We start from the raw sequence: 15,501 nt of genomic DNA, 5'->3' as shown, positions 1-15,501 counted from the left end.
TTGGACGCGTCATCACAACGGTGCGCCGTCCTGGGTTGACGCCCCCCTACTCCGCCGCCGCTTCCCTGACATACCTTGCCGTCGGCGTCCGCATCGTCACCAGTTCTTCGGACGCGGTCGGATGCAGCGCGATGGTCGCGTCGAAATCGGCTTTCGTCGCCTTCAGCTTCACCGCGATCGCGACGGCTTGGGTGATTTCGGCGGCGGCGTCGCCGACGATGTGGCAGCCGAGCACGCGGTCGCTTGCGCCGTCGACCACGAGCTTCATCAGGATGCGGGTGTCGCGGCCGGACATCGTCGCCTTGATCGGGCGGAAATCGGTCTTGTAGATATCGACATGGGAGAACTGCGCGCGGGCCTCCTGCTCCGTCAGGCCGACGGTGCCGACTTCGGGCTGCGAGAACACCGCGGTCGGGATGGTGGCATGATCGACCTGCACGGGGCGTTTGCCGAACACGGTGTCGGCGAAGGCATGGCCCTCGCGGATCGCGACCGGGGTCAGGTTGTGGCGGTGGGTGACGTCACCGATCGCATAGATGTTGTCGACGGAGGATTTCGACCAGCCGTCGACGGCGACGCCGCCGTTGTTCGGGTTGATGGCGACGCCAGCCGTTTCCAGTCCGAGACCCCCGACGTTCGGATGCCGGCCGATCGCGAACATCACCTGGTCCGAGGCGATGCTCGACCCGTTCGACAGGTGCGTGGTAAATTCGTGGCCGTGCCTGTCGACCTTGTTGACGGTGCAGCCGGTGAGAATGGTGATGCCTTGTTTCTCCATCTCGGTCCGCACGTGGCTGCGGACGTCCTCGTCAAAGCCGCGCAAGATGTTGTCGCCGCGATAGATCACCGTGACGTCGGAGCCGTAGCCGTTGAAGATGCCGGCGAATTCCAGCGCGATATAGCCGCCGCCCTGGATCACGATGCGCTTCGGCAGTTCCTTCAGGTGAAACGCCTCGTTGGAGGAGATCACGTGCTCGATGCCGGGAAATGCCGGGCCGTGGTTGGGCGCGCCGCCGGTCGCGATCAGGATGTATTTTGCGGTGACCTTTTCGCCGGTCATCAGCCGAACGGTGTGGGCGTCTTCCAGCACCGCGCGCGTCTTCACGACCCTGGCGCCGCTCTTTTCCACATTGGTGGTGTAGATGGACTCTAACCGCGCGATTTCCTTGTCCTTGTTGGCGACCAGCGTCGGCCAGTCGAAGGCAACGTCGCCGACGGTCCAGCCAAAACCCGCGGCGTCCTCGATCTCGTGCTTGATATGGGAGCCGATCACGAACAGCTTCTTCGGCACGCAACCGCGGATCACGCAGGTGCCGCCCATCCGGTATTCCTCGGCGACCATGACTTTGGCGCCGTGGTTGGCCGCGATCCGCGCGGCGCGCACGCCGCCCGAGCCGCCCCCGATGACGAACAGATCGACGTCGAACTCAGCCATAGTCCTGTCCTCAAGAAATTGAAGCCCGATCCTAAGGACCGGGCTCCAGTTAATATAGTATCGTTTGGATCACGCGATAGCTCGATCAGATCGGCTTGCCGCGCTTCTTCATCTCGGCACGGAACGCGCTGTCGACGGTGGCCGCGAATTGCTGCCCCCACTGGTTCATGTAGGACATGCTGAACTGGATAGCGCGGGGCTCGGTGGCGAGCAGCTTGGCGCCCAGCGGCGACTTGTAGAACGTCACCAGGTCCTTCAGTTCCTGCTCGGTGAACTCGTTGGCGTAGATCTGCGCCATGGCGTCGCCGACTTCCTTTTCGCGGCCGGCCAGTTGCTTGGCGACGATCACCGCGACCTCGTCGAGATCCTTCTGGTAGTTGAGGTTGTTCTGGATCAGGCCGTTCTTGGTCTGCGCGACCAGGTTGGGAACGGCGTTGGCGTACATCGCGGCCGCGTTCTTCATGGTCAGGATGTCCTTGGCCGCCGCAAGGGCTGCCGGCGACGCCGGCTTCAGCGGCGTTGCTGCTGGCGGCGCGTCCTTCTGCTGCGCGCTGGCCGGGGCGGCTGCCAGCGCCAGTCCCAATGCGAGGGCGGCAGCCGACGCTACTCGTGAAAAGCTCTTCATTCCAATTCTCCTCGATGTGCGGCGTTGCCGCCTTCAGCTACGCGAATTTCCTGTAACGACGCGAATTCCCTGGGCGCCCGCCAGCACGGTCGTGGTGGCGAGGCCGATGAACAGGCCGTGTTCGACGACGCCCGGGATCGGGTTCAGCAGCCCGGCCAGGCGCGGCGCATCGGCGATCCGTCCGAGATGGGCGTCGATAATCCAGTGGCCGCCATCGGTGACAAAAACGTGGCCGTCCTTGCCCTTGCGGAGCACCATTTGCCCGGAAACGCCGCTTTCGGCAAAGGCTTTCGCCATCGCCCGCTGCGTCGCCGCCAACCCGAACGGGATCACTTCGATTGGCAGGGGAAAACGGCCGAGGACATCGACCCATTTGGTCTCGTCGGCGATCACGATCATGCGATCCGAGGCCGCGGCCACGATCTTTTCCCGCAGCAGTGCGCCGCCGCCGCCCTTGATCAGGTTGAGCGCGCCGTCGACCTCGTCGGCGCCGTCGACGGTCAGGTCGAGCCGGTCGATCGCGTCCAGCGTGGTCAGCGGAATTCTGCATTGCTCGGCCTGGATGCGGGTCGCTTCCGAGGTCGGTACCCCCACCACCCTCATGCCGGCGGCGACCTTTTCGCCCAAGAGATCGACGAAGTGTTTCGCGGTCGAGCCGGTGCCGAGCCCGAGCTGCATGCCGTCGCGGACATGCTCCAGCGCTGTTGCCGCCGCCTGCCGTTTCAGTGCGTCCATATCCACGTGAAAACAGTGCCTTTCAGGAACCGGCCCGGAAACCGGACGCTCGCGGGGAACCCCGCCGGTGACGCTTCTCTAGCGTCGTTTTGGCCCCGGGAACAGCCGCTAATGACCCTTGCAGGGGTGGTTTTATGGGGCCGTGACCGCGTCCATGGCGGCCAGGATCGCCGCAAACCGGTCCTCGACCTCGGCGCGCATGCCGGGATGGGTGAAGATATAGAGCCGGTCGTCGCGGATAGCCGCGATCACGCGCGCGGCGACGTCGGCGGGGTCGAGTCCGGCCTGCAGATTTTTCGCGATTTCGGCGACCATCGCGGCCGCCGGGCTGGCCGGATCGAGCGGCTGCGACGCGCCGTAGCGCTCCGGGCGGTTGCGGCCGCTCTCGCCGATTTTGGTTCGGACATAGCTCGGACACAGCACGCTGACGCCGATGCCGTGCGGCCGGAGCTGGGCATGCAGCCCCTCCGACATGCTGACCACCGCGAACTTGCTGGCGCCGTAGGGGCTGAAGCCGAGGCCGCCCTGCATCCCCGCCATCGAGGCGGTATTGACGATGTGGCCGCCTTGGCCGTGCGCGCGGATGTGCGGCAGAAAGCTCCGGATGCCGTACAGCACGCCCATCAGGTTGACGTCGATCACCCAGCGCCAGTTGTCGAGCGAGATATGGTCGATGCCGCCGCCGGCGGCGACGCCGGCATTGTTGCAGACCACATGGACGTTGCCGAACCTGTCGAACGTCGCCTGCGCCGCGCGCTCGACGCTTTCGGCCTCGGTGACGTCGCAGCGGGCGCCTTCGATGTCGGGCGTGATCCGGCGCAGGCTTTCGACCGCGGTGCCAAGCGCATCAGCCTCGATATCGGCGATCATCACCTTCATGCCGGCTTCCGCGAACGCCTGCGCCATCGAAAGCCCGATTCCACCGGCCCCGCCGGTGACAAAGGCCGTCTTGCCGGCAAGCTCACGCATGACAATTCCTCCCGCGATTTGAACTTCCCTACTTGCATGAAGCCGCCGCCACGGATAGCGAATTTGGATGACCCTTCCCCGCACCCTCGTATTCGATCTCGACGGCACCCTCGTCGACACCGCGCCCGACCTGATCGCCGCGCTCAATTTCGTGCTCGACCGCGAGGGCCTGCCGCCGGTCCCTTTGCACAAGGCGCGCAACATGATCGGCGCCGGCGCCCGCAAGCTGCTCGAACGCGGGCTCGAGGTCGACGGCCGCGCCATCAGCCCCGGCGACCTCGACCGGCTGACCAAGGACTTCATCGACTATTACGCCGACCATATCGCCGATGCCTCACGCCCGTTCGAGGGGCTGGAAGCCGCGCTCGATGAGCTGCAGGGCCAGGGATTCCAGTTCGCGGTGTGCACCAACAAGCTGGAATGGCTGTCGAAGCGCCTGCTCGACCAGCTCGGCATGAGCGCGCGTTTTGCGGCGATCTGCGGCGCCGATACGTTCGGCGTCGCCAAACCCGACCCCGTGATCCTGCAGCAGACGCTGGCGCAAGCGGGCGGCCAGTTGTCGTCGGCCATCATGGTCGGCGACGCCGGCCCCGACGTCGGCGTGGCCCGGCGGGCCGGGATTCCCGTGATCGGGGTCGAATTCGGCTACACGGATGTGCCGATCGCCGAATTGAAGCCGGACCGGCTGATCGGGCACTTTCGCGATCTGCCCGAGGCCGTCCATAGCCTGATCGGGGCGGCGTCCCACCCGTAACCTGCTGAACCAGCGGGCAGATACGGAAGCGCCCGGGTTCCGCGTTAACCATCCTTTAACGATTTTGGCGCGCGCGGTTGCAGCTCTGTTCGGGCACTCCTATGGTCCCAAAAGGGGATTGTGGCGGTTTGCCACAGTAGAGTGACCGATCATGCGTCGTGCCATCGCGATTGCCGTTACCGGGATCAGCCTCGCCGGCTGCTCCTCGTTTTCCCTCGATTCCTTCAAGCCGACGCCGCCACCGGTCCAGGTCCAGATCGATTCGGTGCCTCCGGGCGCCGATGCCACCACCTCGCTCGGACCCGGCTGCAAGACGCCCTGCACGGTCACCGTGCCGGCGCCCGATGCCGGCTTCGCCGTCACCTTTGCGTTGCCCAGGTTCCAGCCGGTCACGGTTCCCGTGCAGGTGATCCGGAACCCCGGCGATTTCGCCAACCCCGCCACCACCGTCATCGAGCCGAGCCCGGTATTTGCCGAGCTGAAGCCCGCCGGGCCGCCGCCGAAGGTGCGCAAGCCGATGCGGCCGAAGCCAAAGGCGGCCGGCGCCCCGGCTGACGCCGGGTCACCGTTGCCGGCCACCGCGCCCGCGACGCGCTGATCGGTTTTCCAAATCGCCCGATGCGCCGCATCGCACCAAAAAAGCCGTGCCCGGTGAGCGGCTTGTTGGTGCAGCCTTGTTGTAGCTGCCTTGCAACGTGCCTAGATTGTGCTAGCGGGAGCATCGACATCGCGGCCCCCGCGCCAAACACGGCACGCCAGCAAAGCACCCATTGATGAGCGTATTGAGTTCTCCCGATCTGTTGTTCCGTCCGATGGTCGACCCGTTCGGGCGCACCATCCGGTACCTGCGCGTGTCCGTCACCGATCGCTGCGACCTGCGCTGCTTCTACTGCATGTCCGAGGACATGACGTTCCTGCCGAAAGCCGATCTGCTGACGCTGGAAGAACTCGACCGGCTGTGCTCGGCCTTCGTCGCCAAAGGCGTGCGCAAGATCCGCCTCACCGGCGGCGAACCGCTGGTCCGGCGCAACGTGATGACGCTGGTGCGCTCGCTGTCGCGGCATCTCGGAAGCGGCGCGCTCGACGAACTGACGCTGACCACCAACGGCTCGCAACTGGCGCGCTTCGCCGGCGAACTGCGCGACAGCGGCGTGCGCCGGATCAACGTCTCGCTGGATACGCTGGACGCCGCGAAATTCCGCGCCATCACCCGCTGGGGCGATCTCGACAAGGTGCTTGATGGCATCGAGGCCGCGCGCGCCGCGGGCCTTGCGGTGAAGATCAACGCGGTGGCGCTGAAGAACATGAACGAGGAGGAAATCCCCTCGCTGATGCAGTGGGCGCACGGCAAGGGCATGGCGCTGACCCTGATCGAAGTGATGCCGATGGGCGATATCGGCGAAGGCCGCATCGACCAGTACGTGCCGCTGTCGCTGCTGCGCGCCCGCCTCGCCAAGCAGTATACGCTGACCGACCTCGACGACGACACCGGCGGCCCTGCCCGCTATGTCCGGGTCGCCGAGACCGGCGGCAAGCTCGGCTTCATCACGCCGATGACGCATAATTTCTGCGAGTCCTGTAACCGGGTACGGATCACCTGCACCGGAACCCTGCACACCTGCCTCGGACACGAGGACGCCTCCGATTTGCGCAAGCCGTTGCGGGCCTCGGCCGACAACGACCTGCTCTCGGCTGCGATCGATCGCGCCATCGGCCTGAAGCCGAAGGGCCACGACTTCATCATCGACCGCCGGCATAACCGCCCGAGCGTCAGCCGCCACATGAGCGTGACCGGCGGCTAATTGCCGGTAACGGATTTATTCCCGCGCCCAATGAATTGGCGCTGCGTCAATTTGCCGATTTTCCAATTGACGGCGCCACACGGCGCTGAAATGGTGCCCCGGCTTTCACGCCAGCACGGCCGGAACAGGCCGCTGCGCCCCGTCTCCTCTGGATGACGACAGGCGCAGCCAAGACGGCGGAAGCACCAGGATTGGGGGAGGACAACAGTTGCAATCGCTCCTGCGAATGAGCCAGGACCTTGCGCGCTTTGCGCGCGGGATCGGTTTTGTGCGCCCGGCGCCGGGTATTCGCCCCGCACGCTTCGCGCGTGGTGGCGTTGCGACATCGGCTGAAACATCCGGCGCGCTGCGATGACGTGTCCGAGGAGAACGTGATGCGCCCAATGCTGGCAATCAGCGAAAGTATCGACTGGCTCAATCAGAGACTGGGCGACGTCTGCAATTTCCTCGTGCTGGCGGCCTGCGTGGTCAGCGCCGGTAACGCGATGATCCGCTACGCGTTCGGCTACAGCTCCAATAGCTGGCTCGAACTGCAGTGGTACATGTTCGCCGTCTTCGTGATGTTCGGCGCCTCCTACACCTTCAAGCGCAACGAGCATGTCCGCGTCGAAATCCTCTATCTGATGCTGTCGGAACGCGGCCAGCTCTGGCTCGACATGATCGGAACGCTGTTCTTCCTGATCCCGTCCTGTCTGCTGCTCAGCTACCTGTCGTGGCCGTTCTTCATGCAGGCCTACAACGTCGGCGAAATTTCGAGCAACGCCGGCGGACTGGTGCGCTGGCCGATCAAGATCGTGGTCCCGGTCGGCTTCGTGCTGCTGGCGCTGCAAGGTGTCTCCGAGGTGATCAAGCGCATCGCTGCACTGAAGGGTTATGTCGTGATCGATGCGAAATACGAGAGGCCGACGCAATGATCACGCTGGATATGATGCCGCCGCTGATGTTCGGCGGCCTGGTTCTGGCCATGCTGATCGGCTTCCCGGTGGCGTTTACGCTGGCCGCGCTTGGCCTCGCATTCGGATTCCTTTCGATCCATCTCGGCTTCTTCGACCTCAACTTCCTGCAGGCAATCCCCGGCCGCATCTTCGGCAGCGTGTTGTCCAACGAGCTGCTGCTGGCGATCCCGTTCTTCACCTTCATGGGTGCTATTCTGGAACGATGCGGCCTTGCCGAGGACATGCTGGACTCGATGGGCCAGTTGTTCGGCCCGATCCGCGGCGGCCTCGGCTATTCCGTCATCATCGTCGGCTTCATTCTCGGCGCCATCACCGGCACGGTGGCGGCGCAGGTCATCGCCATGGCGCTGATCTCGATGCCGGTGATGATCCGCTACGGTTACAACATGCGCTACATCACCGGCGTGCTGGCGGCCTCGGGCACCATCACGCAGCTGGTGCCGCCCTCGCTGGTGCTGATCGTGCTCGCCGACCAGCTCGGCAAATCGGTCGGCGACATGTATCTCGGCGCCTGGGGACCGTCGGTGTTCCAGATCTTTCTGTTCGCCGGCTACACTTTCCTGCTCAGCATCATCAAGCCGGACCACGTGCCGGCGGTGCCGAAGACGGCGCTGACGCTGACCGGGTGGCCGCTGTGGAAAAAGTGTCTGCTCGGCATCATTCCCTCCGCCGTGCTGATCTTCGTGGTGCTGGGCACCATGATGCTGGGCCTGGCGACGCCGACGGAAGCCGGCGCCATGGGCGCCATCGGCGCCATCGTGCTCGCCGCGATCCACCACAAGGATCTCTCCTCGACCGGCCACAAGATGGTCATCATCGGCATCGTCGCCACCGGCATCGGTGCCATCATCGGCATGCTGATCGGCGACGGAACGATCTTCAAGCTGATCTTCGCGGTGGTCTACATCGCCGTGGTCTGGATCTGCCTCGAAGCCGTCCGCATTCCCGACCTGCGCGACCTGATCAAGCAGGGCTACGAGACCACCATGCGCATCTCCACCATGGTGGTGTTCATCCTGATCGGCTCGACCTGCTTCTCGGTGGTGTTCCTCGGCGTCTCCGGTGGCGTCTGGCTCGAGCACATGCTGACCTCGATCCCCGGCGGCGTCTGGGGTTTCCTGATCTTCATCAACCTGTTCATCTTCTTCCTGGCGTTCTTCCTCGACTTCTTCGAGATCGCCTTCATCATCCTGCCGATGATCGCGCCGATCGCGCAGAAGGTGCTGGCGCCGGTGGTCGGGCCCGATGCCGCGCTGATCTGGTTCGGCGTCATGCTCTGCGTCAACATGCAGACCTCGTTCCTGCATCCGCCGTTCGGCTTCGCACTGTTCTACCTGCGCGGCGTCGCGCCGAAGGAAGTGAAGAGCTCCGACATCTACTGGGGCGCGCTGCCCTGGATCGGCCTGCAGTTGATCATGGTGGCGATCGTGATCGCCTTCCCGATCGTGGTCACCGGCCTGCTCGACAAGCCGCTCGACGTCGATCTCTCCAAGGTCAAGATCGAGGTGCCGCAGATCGAATTGCCACCGCTCGACTTCGGCCAGCCGAAGAATTAGCGGCCAACCTGCCGACTTGAACAACCCCGGAGCTTTCGCTCCGGGGTTTCCTATATGCGTATCAGCACGACCCCGCCGACGAGCATGGCGGCACCAACAACGCGGACAGCGCTGATGGGGTGAACGGGAACGCCCAGCAGTCCGAAGTGGTCGAATGCGATCGAACCGAGCATCTGGCCGGCGATGAGGAGTGCGAAGAAGGTCGCTGCGCCGAGCTGGGGGACTAGGAATATCCCAAGGCTGATGAAGATCGCGCCAAACAGACCGCCGCTCCAGGCGAACCAGGGTATGCGGGCGGCGGTCACCGCCGAGGGAATCGGATCCTGCAACAGCAGCGCGAGCGCCGCCATGCAGATGACACCGATGAAATAGCTCATGAAGCCCGACCAGGCCGCCGAACTCAGCGCCGCACGCAGGTTCGCGTTGAGCGCCTGCTGCACCACCAGGCTGATCCCGGCCGCAGCGGCCAGGATCATCGGGAACGCCAGCTTCAACATCGCATGTCTCCAAGTTCTCCGGCTGGAGAAGCGTGCTTCACCCCGGAACCGGGATGAGAGGCGCGACCTCCCGGTCCTGCGGGTTTTCGCTGGCCGCCAGCCCACCCGCGACGCCGACGCGATCGGCTTCCGGACGGTTCTGGCTCATCTTGCGTTTGCCCTCGAAGCGTACGACGGGAATGCGTATACCTACAATTCCCCGCAACTGCGACGCGATGAAATCGGCGGGAGCATCAGTAACGGCCCAGGGGTTCGCACGCGCTGCTTCGTGCTTGTTCGTCAGGCGCGTCACCACATCGAGCAGACGATCGGGCTCCTGGAAGAACTCGACAGGGCCGTAAGCGTGCACCGCGACGTAATTCCAGGTCGGTACGACCTTTCCGGTCTCCTGCTTCGTCGCGTACCAGGACGGCGATACGTAGGCCTCCGGACCTGCGAAGATCGCCAGCGCCTCGCCGATCGGAAGCAGGCGCCACTGCGGGTTGGCCCTCGCGAGGTGCCCGTACAGCGTTCCGCGCTCTCCTTCGGTCTCGTCGAGGAAGAGCGGCAGCGGCGTCGCCACCGGGCCCTCGGCCGTAGCCGTTACCAGAGTGGCCAGCCGGGCGCTGCGGATGGTCGCCCGGATGCTCTCGACGTCATCGTCCTTGAAGGCTGGGGGTACGTACATCGCGTCTCTCCGTTTCCCGGTTCGGAGATAGCCGAAATCTGGTACATACGAAACTGCCAGTTTTCGGAGTTTTTACTGGTCCAGTTAGCGGATCCGCCGGTGGCCGACTTCGTCGACGGCTTGGGCGAGGAGCTTGCAGCCCCGCTCGATCTGCCCCGCCTCCAAGGCCGCGAAACCCATCACGAGACCGACGACCTCCGGACGAGGACGCCGGCCCTGCCGGCGTCGATCGAACAGGACAGAAACGGGATAGACGCCAACGCCCTTCGATCGCGCCAACCGGATCAACGCCTCTTCGCACCCCTGCGGCAGATCGTCGAACCAAACCACGACGTGCAAGCCAGCATCCGCACCGTCGATCCGGACCTTGCCGCCGAACCTGCGGCGCAAGGCATCGAGCAAGGCCTGCCGGCGTTCGGCGTTGCGCCGACGGACGCGGCGGACATGGCGCTCGTAAGCGCCGCTCTCCAGAATCGTGGCGAGCGCCTCCTGCCCGACCTGAGGCGAATGCCTGTCCATGATCTGCTTTGCCGCGCCGAATGCGGATTGCATTCCGGGGGGCACCACCAAATAGCCGATCCTCAATGTCGGAGACAGCGTCTTGGATATGGTGCCGAGATAGACGACGTTCCCACTACCTTCCAGCGCATGAAGAGGCGGCACCGGTTTCGTGTCGTATCGGTACTCGCTGTCGTAGTCGTCTTCAATCACATAGGCGTCGAACCGTCTCGCCCAAGCGAGCAACTGATGCCGGCGTCCTATCGGCAAGACCCCGCCCAGCGGATATTGATGTGACGGCGTAACGTAGGCGAGCCGGGCTTCGATCGTCGCGAGTTGCTCCGTCTCCAGACCGTCGCGATCGACGGCAACTGGCACCGCGACGGCGCCGGTTGCCGAGAAAGCGTGCTTCGCCATCAGGTAACCCGGATCCTCCATGACGAACCGATCGCCGGCGTCGAGCAGCATCCGCGCGCAGATGTCGAGCCCCTGCTGCGATCCGTTCACGACGACAATCTGGTCGACGTCGCAACGCACGCTCCTCGAACGCCAGAGATAGCCCTGAAGCGCCGTTCGCAGCCGCAGGGAACCACAGGGATCGTCGTAGGCCAATCTCACGGGCCGCCGGCTCAGCGTCGCGACCACAGCCTTCTTCCAGGCAAGCACCGGAAAGTCCGACGGCGAGAGGTCGCCATACCTGAAGTTTGCGACGAGGTCGCCCGGCGGCTCGGTCCAGCGAGGCGGGTTCCGTCGCAGTCGCTCGCCGAAGTTCGAAAGTCTCCTGTTGCGTGCCGAGGGCTTGGATACGCCGCGGGGGCGCCCTCTCTCGACGACGGTGCGGGCAACGCGCGGCCGAGCCCCATGTCGAGTTTCGATAAAACCTTCCGCCGCGAGCTGTTCGTAAGCGACCGTCACGGTGGTGCGCGAGACGCCCAGCTCGCCGGCGAGTGCGCGGGATGACGGCAGCAGGCCGTCAACGCCGTATACCTGCTCCACGATCTGATCCCTGAGTGTTTCGTAGATCTGGCGCGCCCCCATTCGCGCGGCGCGTTTCCCCGAAACCGTATTCATCTGGACCACTCGATAACCGACGAATTTTCTGATTCTCCTGTGCCAGTGTGCGCTCGTGCAAGTCAAGAGCTCCGACATCTACTGGGGCGCACACTACCCTGGATCGCCTGCAGCTGATCATGGTGGCGATCGTGATCGCCTTCCCGGTCGTGGTCACCGGCCTGCTCGACAAGCCGCTCGACGTCGACCTCTCCAAGGTCAGAATCGAGGTGCCGCAGATCGAATTGCCACCGCTCGATTTCGGCCAGCCGAAACAATAGCGCGCTAGGACTGCACTTCCGCTAACCGGAAGTTCAGCGTGAACTGGGCTCCGCCGGTCGAGAGGTTCTCGACCGCAATGGTTGCAGCGTGATCGTCGATCACCCCGCGAACGATGGAGAGTCCCAGTCCCGCACCGTCGGTACGTCGTCGGTCGCCTCGCCAGAAGCGCTGGAAGATAAGCCCATGCTCAGCGGCAGCAATGCCCGGGCCGCGGTCGCGAACGCGCACCGAGCCGTCGTTGCGCACTTCGATATCTACCGAGGTGTCCGGAGCGGTGTATTTGATTGCATTCTCCGCAAGATTGAAGATCGCGCGCTGCAGCATCTCCGCATTGCCTCTAATGCGGACGGGATCGTCGGTGCCCTTGAGCGCGATATCCTTGCGCCCGGCCAGCGCGTAAGGCGCGATCGAACCGACCACCTCCGCGCAGACGGCGCGCAAATCGGCGGTCTCTGACGGATCGAGCACGAGTGTATCCAGTTCTGCGATATCGAGCAATTGACCGACGATTCGGCTCATGCCTTCGATATCCGCGTGCAGCTCCTGCGTTCCGGCGCGTTCCCCCAGGGTCTCAAGGCGCGTCCGGAGGATCGCCAGCGGCGTCCGCAACTGATGCGCCGCATCAGCAGTGAACTGGCGCTGCACGCGAAAGCCATCCTCGAGCCTGTCGAACGCCTGGTTGACGGCGGTAACAAGCGGCAGGATTTCGCTCGGGATCTGCCTGGTCGGCAACCGGACATCGGTCCGCGCGGGACCGATATTTTTAGCCTCCTCGGAAGCGCGAAGCAGCGGAGCAACTGCGCGACGAAAGATAACGATATCTATGGCGAGCAGTGCGAACAGTATCGGAATGGTGATCCATCCCACACGCCGGAAGAAATTCGCGACGATGTCGTCGATGATGACATCCCGATGCGCAAGATCTTCGGCAACCTGAATGCGCACGGTCTGCCCGCCGATTGCCTTGACGATGCCTGCTCCGGAAATCGTGCCAGGCGAAGACCGGTCCGAGCCAGGCATTGGTGCGGCGTTTTTCCAAGAGGAAAACAACACCCGGCCCGCAGTATCGAGAACTTCGTATCGATAACGACCATAAGCCTCGGAATAAAGATCCTTCAGGCTCTCGGGCAGACTGAGGGTCATTGCCCCGTCAGGACCGACGGCCAGCCCCTGCGCCAGCGCCTCGGCCTGGTCCCGCATCGCGTCGCGATGCAGATGGTCAATCTCCGAGTTCAACAGCCAAAGCAGCACCATGGGCAAGAAGATCGCCGCCACCGCTACGGCCACGATATGCAGAAATACAATGCGTGACGTCAGTGACGTGAAGTGAAACACGCTATTTCTCCTCGGCCATCAAGTAGCCTACGCCGCGGATGGTATGGATCTGGATCCTTGCACCATACTCGCCGAGCTGCTTGCGAAGGCGCGAGACATAAACCTCGACGGCGTTGGAAGCCACATCGCCTGAGAGTCCGAATATGTGATCTTCGACGTTCTTTTTCGGTACCACGCGTCCGTGCCTTCTCAGCAATATCTCCAGCACGAAGGTTTCCCGCGACGAAAATGCCCTTGGCACACTGTCGATGAATACCTGTCGGCTCTCGGTGTCGTAAACAAGGTTGGCGAGATTTAGGGATCTGCCCAGCAACTGGCCCGGGCGGCGCAGGATCGCCTCCAACCTTGCCATCAGTTCTTCCAAAGCGAACGGCTTGGCCAGGTAATCATCCGCCCCGCTGCGCAGACCGTTGACACGATCCTGCAAGCCATTGCGCGCGGTCAACACCAGCACTGGCAGCGGATCCATCCTGCGGCGAAGCTCGATCAACACCGAAAGACCGTCCCCGTCCGGCAGTCCGAGGTCCAGAATCATGGCGGCGTAGCTGATCCTGCCGACCGCGTCGCGCGCATCGCCCGCGCTGTTCACGACGTCGGTTTGGTAGCCCGCCGCCGCAAGACCATTGGCGACAAGCCGCGAGAGCTCAATGTTATCCTCGACGATAAGAAGACGCATCCATTCAACCTGCCATCACAGGACACCGGGCCGTTTTTCGACCGCGCCGTGTAACGCCGATAGCGTATTCCCCATTGCGCAAATCCAATCAAAAAAATTCAAACCGACCGACTCTTGGGCAGCTGCACTATGCAAACGATCTACATTTAATCAGACTCATTCAGTCGAGCAAATCGCGCTATCTTTTTTATACTAATGAAACAGCGTTTCCTATAAATGCACCGCGCCGGCCGACAAAAATTGCTTTTCATTCCTGCTATTCGCAACCCACTTGTAAGGTTGATGTAAGCTAGCCTTGATAACACGTTCCCGTTGCCGGCAGGCGTATCGCCGTGGGCAAAATGCAACGGATTTCATTTCGTGCGCGGCAGCGCCTGAAGCGAACAAGAACGGACAAGATCAGTGGCGTCATTTCGTCCCAAACATGCAGGCTATGCAGCATCCGCGATCGCGGCAGCCGGCCTGCTGACCGGTGCATGGATGATGCCTCATGCCACCAATACTTCGACTGCCAAGGCTGCCCAGACGATGGCTGCCCAGACGATCTCGAAATCGGATGTCAGCGCCGAGCAGCACTATGTCGACATTAGCGAAAAACAGGCCGCGGCCTTCAAGGTCAGGCCGGTCGAGCCGCGCGCTTTCAACGTTCTCAAGAACGCGGTGGGCTCGATCGACTTCAACCAGAACATGCTGGTGCAGGCGTTCACGACCAACCCGGGCAGGATCGTCGATACGCCCTTCAACGTTGGTGACGAGGTCAACAAGGGAGACACCCTGTTCACCATCGACAGTCCCGATCTGTTGCAGGCGGAATCTTCGCTGCTCGCTTCTGCGGGCGTGCTCGAGCTGCAGACGCGGACGCTGGCCCGCGTGAAGCAACTGCTCAGAACCGGCGGAGGCGCTCAGAAGGATGTCGATCAAGCCACCTCCGACCAGCAGACGGCGGAAGGCAACTTCAAAGCCGCGCGCGACGCGGTACGGATCTTCGGAAAGACCGACGTCGAGATCGACCGCATCGTGGCAGAACGCAAGCTCGATTCGACCCTTATCGTGCCGAGCCCGATCTCGGGCCAGATCATAGCCCGGAACGCTGCCCCGGGGCTCTACGTTCAACCCGGCAACGCTCCCGCCCCGTATACGCTGGCCGACTTGTCCACCATGTGGATGGTCGCCAATGTGATCGAAACCGACGCGCCCGCCTACAGGCTGGGGCAACCGGTGGAAGTGAGGGTACCGGCCTATCCCGAAATTGCGTTCCGCGGATATGTCACGACGATTGGCATGAACATCGACCCGAGTTCTCACCGTCAGTTGGTGCGCTCGGTGGTCCAGGACCCCCAGCATAAGCTTCGTGCCGGTATGCTGGCAAACTTCAGCATTGAAACGGAGCCTCCCAAAGTGACCGTTGCGGTGCCCGCAGAGGCGATCGTGCGCGAGGGCGACGGAACAATGACCGCGTGGGTCACGACCGACCAGCGGCGTTTCGAGCGGCGCACGGTGAAGACCGGCCTCGAGCAGGATGGATGGATCCAGATTCTGGCTGGCCTCGACCTCGGAGAGCAGGTTGCTTCGACGGGCGCGATCTTTCTCAGCAACAAATTTGCCAACGCGATCACAGGGTAGCGGGTGGCGAGCATACCGCAAGACGCGCCTCACCGAGGAAA

At 63.4% G+C, this 15,501-nt stretch carries 15 protein-coding genes and 1 pseudogene; 7 read left to right on the top strand and 9 right to left on the bottom strand.

The features are described 5' to 3' along the window. Positions 1-46 precede the first annotated feature (46 nt). The 4 genes from gor to BLS26_RS31555 form a co-directional block, all read right to left on the bottom strand. Positions 47-1,435 carry a glutathione-disulfide reductase gene (gor, locus tag BLS26_RS31570; RefSeq protein WP_092516372.1) on the bottom strand — a complete coding sequence of 463 codons (1,389 nt, stop codon included), beginning with the start codon at positions 1,433-1,435 and terminating at the stop codon, positions 47-49. A gap of 85 nt (positions 1,436-1,520) precedes the next feature. After that, positions 1,521-2,060 (bottom strand): DUF2059 domain-containing protein, encoded by a 540-nt coding sequence (locus tag BLS26_RS31565; RefSeq protein ID WP_092516371.1) that lies wholly within the window; start codon positions 2,058-2,060, stop codon positions 1,521-1,523. A gap of 33 nt (positions 2,061-2,093) precedes the next feature. Then, on the bottom strand, positions 2,094-2,801 hold the full coding sequence (rpiA, locus tag BLS26_RS31560; protein ID WP_092516370.1) for a ribose-5-phosphate isomerase RpiA: 708 nt from the start codon (positions 2,799-2,801) through the stop codon (positions 2,094-2,096). 126 nt (positions 2,802-2,927) lie between these two features. Further along, the gene (locus BLS26_RS31555) at positions 2,928-3,764 is read right to left on the bottom strand and encodes an SDR family NAD(P)-dependent oxidoreductase (protein WP_092516369.1); all 837 of its coding nucleotides are present in this window, start codon (positions 3,762-3,764) and stop codon (positions 2,928-2,930) included. A gap of 67 nt (positions 3,765-3,831) precedes the next feature. Between BLS26_RS31555 and BLS26_RS31550 the strand changes: the two genes are divergently transcribed. The 5 genes from BLS26_RS31550 to BLS26_RS31530 all read left to right on the top strand — a co-directional run bounded on the left by BLS26_RS31550 (position 3,832) and on the right by BLS26_RS31530 (position 8,832). After that, positions 3,832-4,518, top strand: coding sequence for an HAD hydrolase-like protein (locus BLS26_RS31550; protein ID WP_092516368.1), 687 nt, complete (start codon positions 3,832-3,834; stop codon positions 4,516-4,518). Between the two features lie 151 nt (positions 4,519-4,669). Then, positions 4,670-5,116 carry a hypothetical protein gene (locus BLS26_RS31545; RefSeq protein ID WP_092516367.1) on the top strand — a complete coding sequence of 149 codons (447 nt, stop codon included), beginning with the start codon at positions 4,670-4,672 and terminating at the stop codon, positions 5,114-5,116. A 175-nt stretch (positions 5,117-5,291) separates the two neighbouring features. After that, positions 5,292-6,320, top strand: coding sequence for a GTP 3',8-cyclase MoaA (gene moaA, locus BLS26_RS31540; protein WP_092516366.1), 1,029 nt, complete (start codon positions 5,292-5,294; stop codon positions 6,318-6,320). Between the two features lie 374 nt (positions 6,321-6,694). Next, a complete protein-coding gene (locus tag BLS26_RS31535; RefSeq protein WP_092518851.1) occupies positions 6,695-7,234 on the top strand; it encodes a TRAP transporter small permease subunit in 540 nt (179 codons plus the stop codon). Then, the gene (locus BLS26_RS31530; protein ID WP_092516365.1) at positions 7,231-8,832 is read left to right on the top strand and encodes a TRAP transporter large permease subunit; all 1,602 of its coding nucleotides are present in this window, start codon (positions 7,231-7,233) and stop codon (positions 8,830-8,832) included. The genes BLS26_RS31535 and BLS26_RS31530 overlap by 4 nt, the downstream gene beginning before the upstream one ends. Positions 8,833-8,882: 50 nt before the next feature. Here the strand turns inward: BLS26_RS31530 and BLS26_RS31525 are convergent, their stop codons facing one another. The 3 genes from BLS26_RS31525 to BLS26_RS31515 form a co-directional block, all read right to left on the bottom strand. Then, positions 8,883-9,329 carry a DMT family transporter gene (locus tag BLS26_RS31525; protein ID WP_092516364.1) on the bottom strand — a complete coding sequence of 149 codons (447 nt, stop codon included), beginning with the start codon at positions 9,327-9,329 and terminating at the stop codon, positions 8,883-8,885. 37 nt (positions 9,330-9,366) lie between these two features. Next, on the bottom strand, positions 9,367-9,996 hold the full coding sequence (locus tag BLS26_RS31520) for an FMN-binding negative transcriptional regulator (RefSeq protein ID WP_092516363.1): 630 nt from the start codon (positions 9,994-9,996) through the stop codon (positions 9,367-9,369). Positions 9,997-10,080: 84 nt separating this feature from the next. Beyond that, positions 10,081-11,565 (bottom strand): PLP-dependent aminotransferase family protein, encoded by a 1,485-nt coding sequence (locus BLS26_RS31515; protein ID WP_092516362.1) that lies wholly within the window; start codon positions 11,563-11,565, stop codon positions 10,081-10,083. Positions 11,566-11,623: 58 nt separating this feature from the next. Here BLS26_RS31515 and BLS26_RS36090 point away from each other — a divergent pair. Continuing rightward, a pseudogene (locus BLS26_RS36090) lies at positions 11,624-11,825 on the top strand (C4-dicarboxylate ABC transporter); the annotation flags it as partial. Between the two features lie 4 nt (positions 11,826-11,829). On the opposite strand, the gene BLS26_RS31510 reads toward BLS26_RS36090, so the two are convergent. Together BLS26_RS31510 and BLS26_RS31505 are read right to left on the bottom strand one after the other, a co-directional pair. After that, positions 11,830-13,161 carry a HAMP domain-containing sensor histidine kinase gene (locus BLS26_RS31510; protein WP_244541752.1) on the bottom strand — a complete coding sequence of 444 codons (1,332 nt, stop codon included), beginning with the start codon at positions 13,159-13,161 and terminating at the stop codon, positions 11,830-11,832. 1 nt (position 13,162) lies between these two features. After that, positions 13,163-13,837, bottom strand: coding sequence for a response regulator transcription factor (locus tag BLS26_RS31505; protein WP_092516361.1), 675 nt, complete (start codon positions 13,835-13,837; stop codon positions 13,163-13,165). Between the two features lie 402 nt (positions 13,838-14,239). Between BLS26_RS31505 and BLS26_RS31500 the strand changes: the two genes are divergently transcribed. Beyond that, entirely contained in the window at positions 14,240-15,460 is a 1,221-nt protein-coding gene (locus tag BLS26_RS31500) for an efflux RND transporter periplasmic adaptor subunit (protein ID WP_244541751.1), read from the top strand. The last annotated feature ends 41 nt before the right edge of the window (positions 15,461-15,501 follow it).

The sequence above is a fragment of the Afipia sp. GAS231 genome (genome assembly GCF_900103365.1).
Taxonomy (GTDB): domain Bacteria; phylum Pseudomonadota; class Alphaproteobacteria; order Rhizobiales; family Xanthobacteraceae; genus Bradyrhizobium.
The sequence above is the reverse complement of the archived record's forward strand: the minus strand, read 5'-3'. Positions and strand labels throughout refer to the sequence as shown.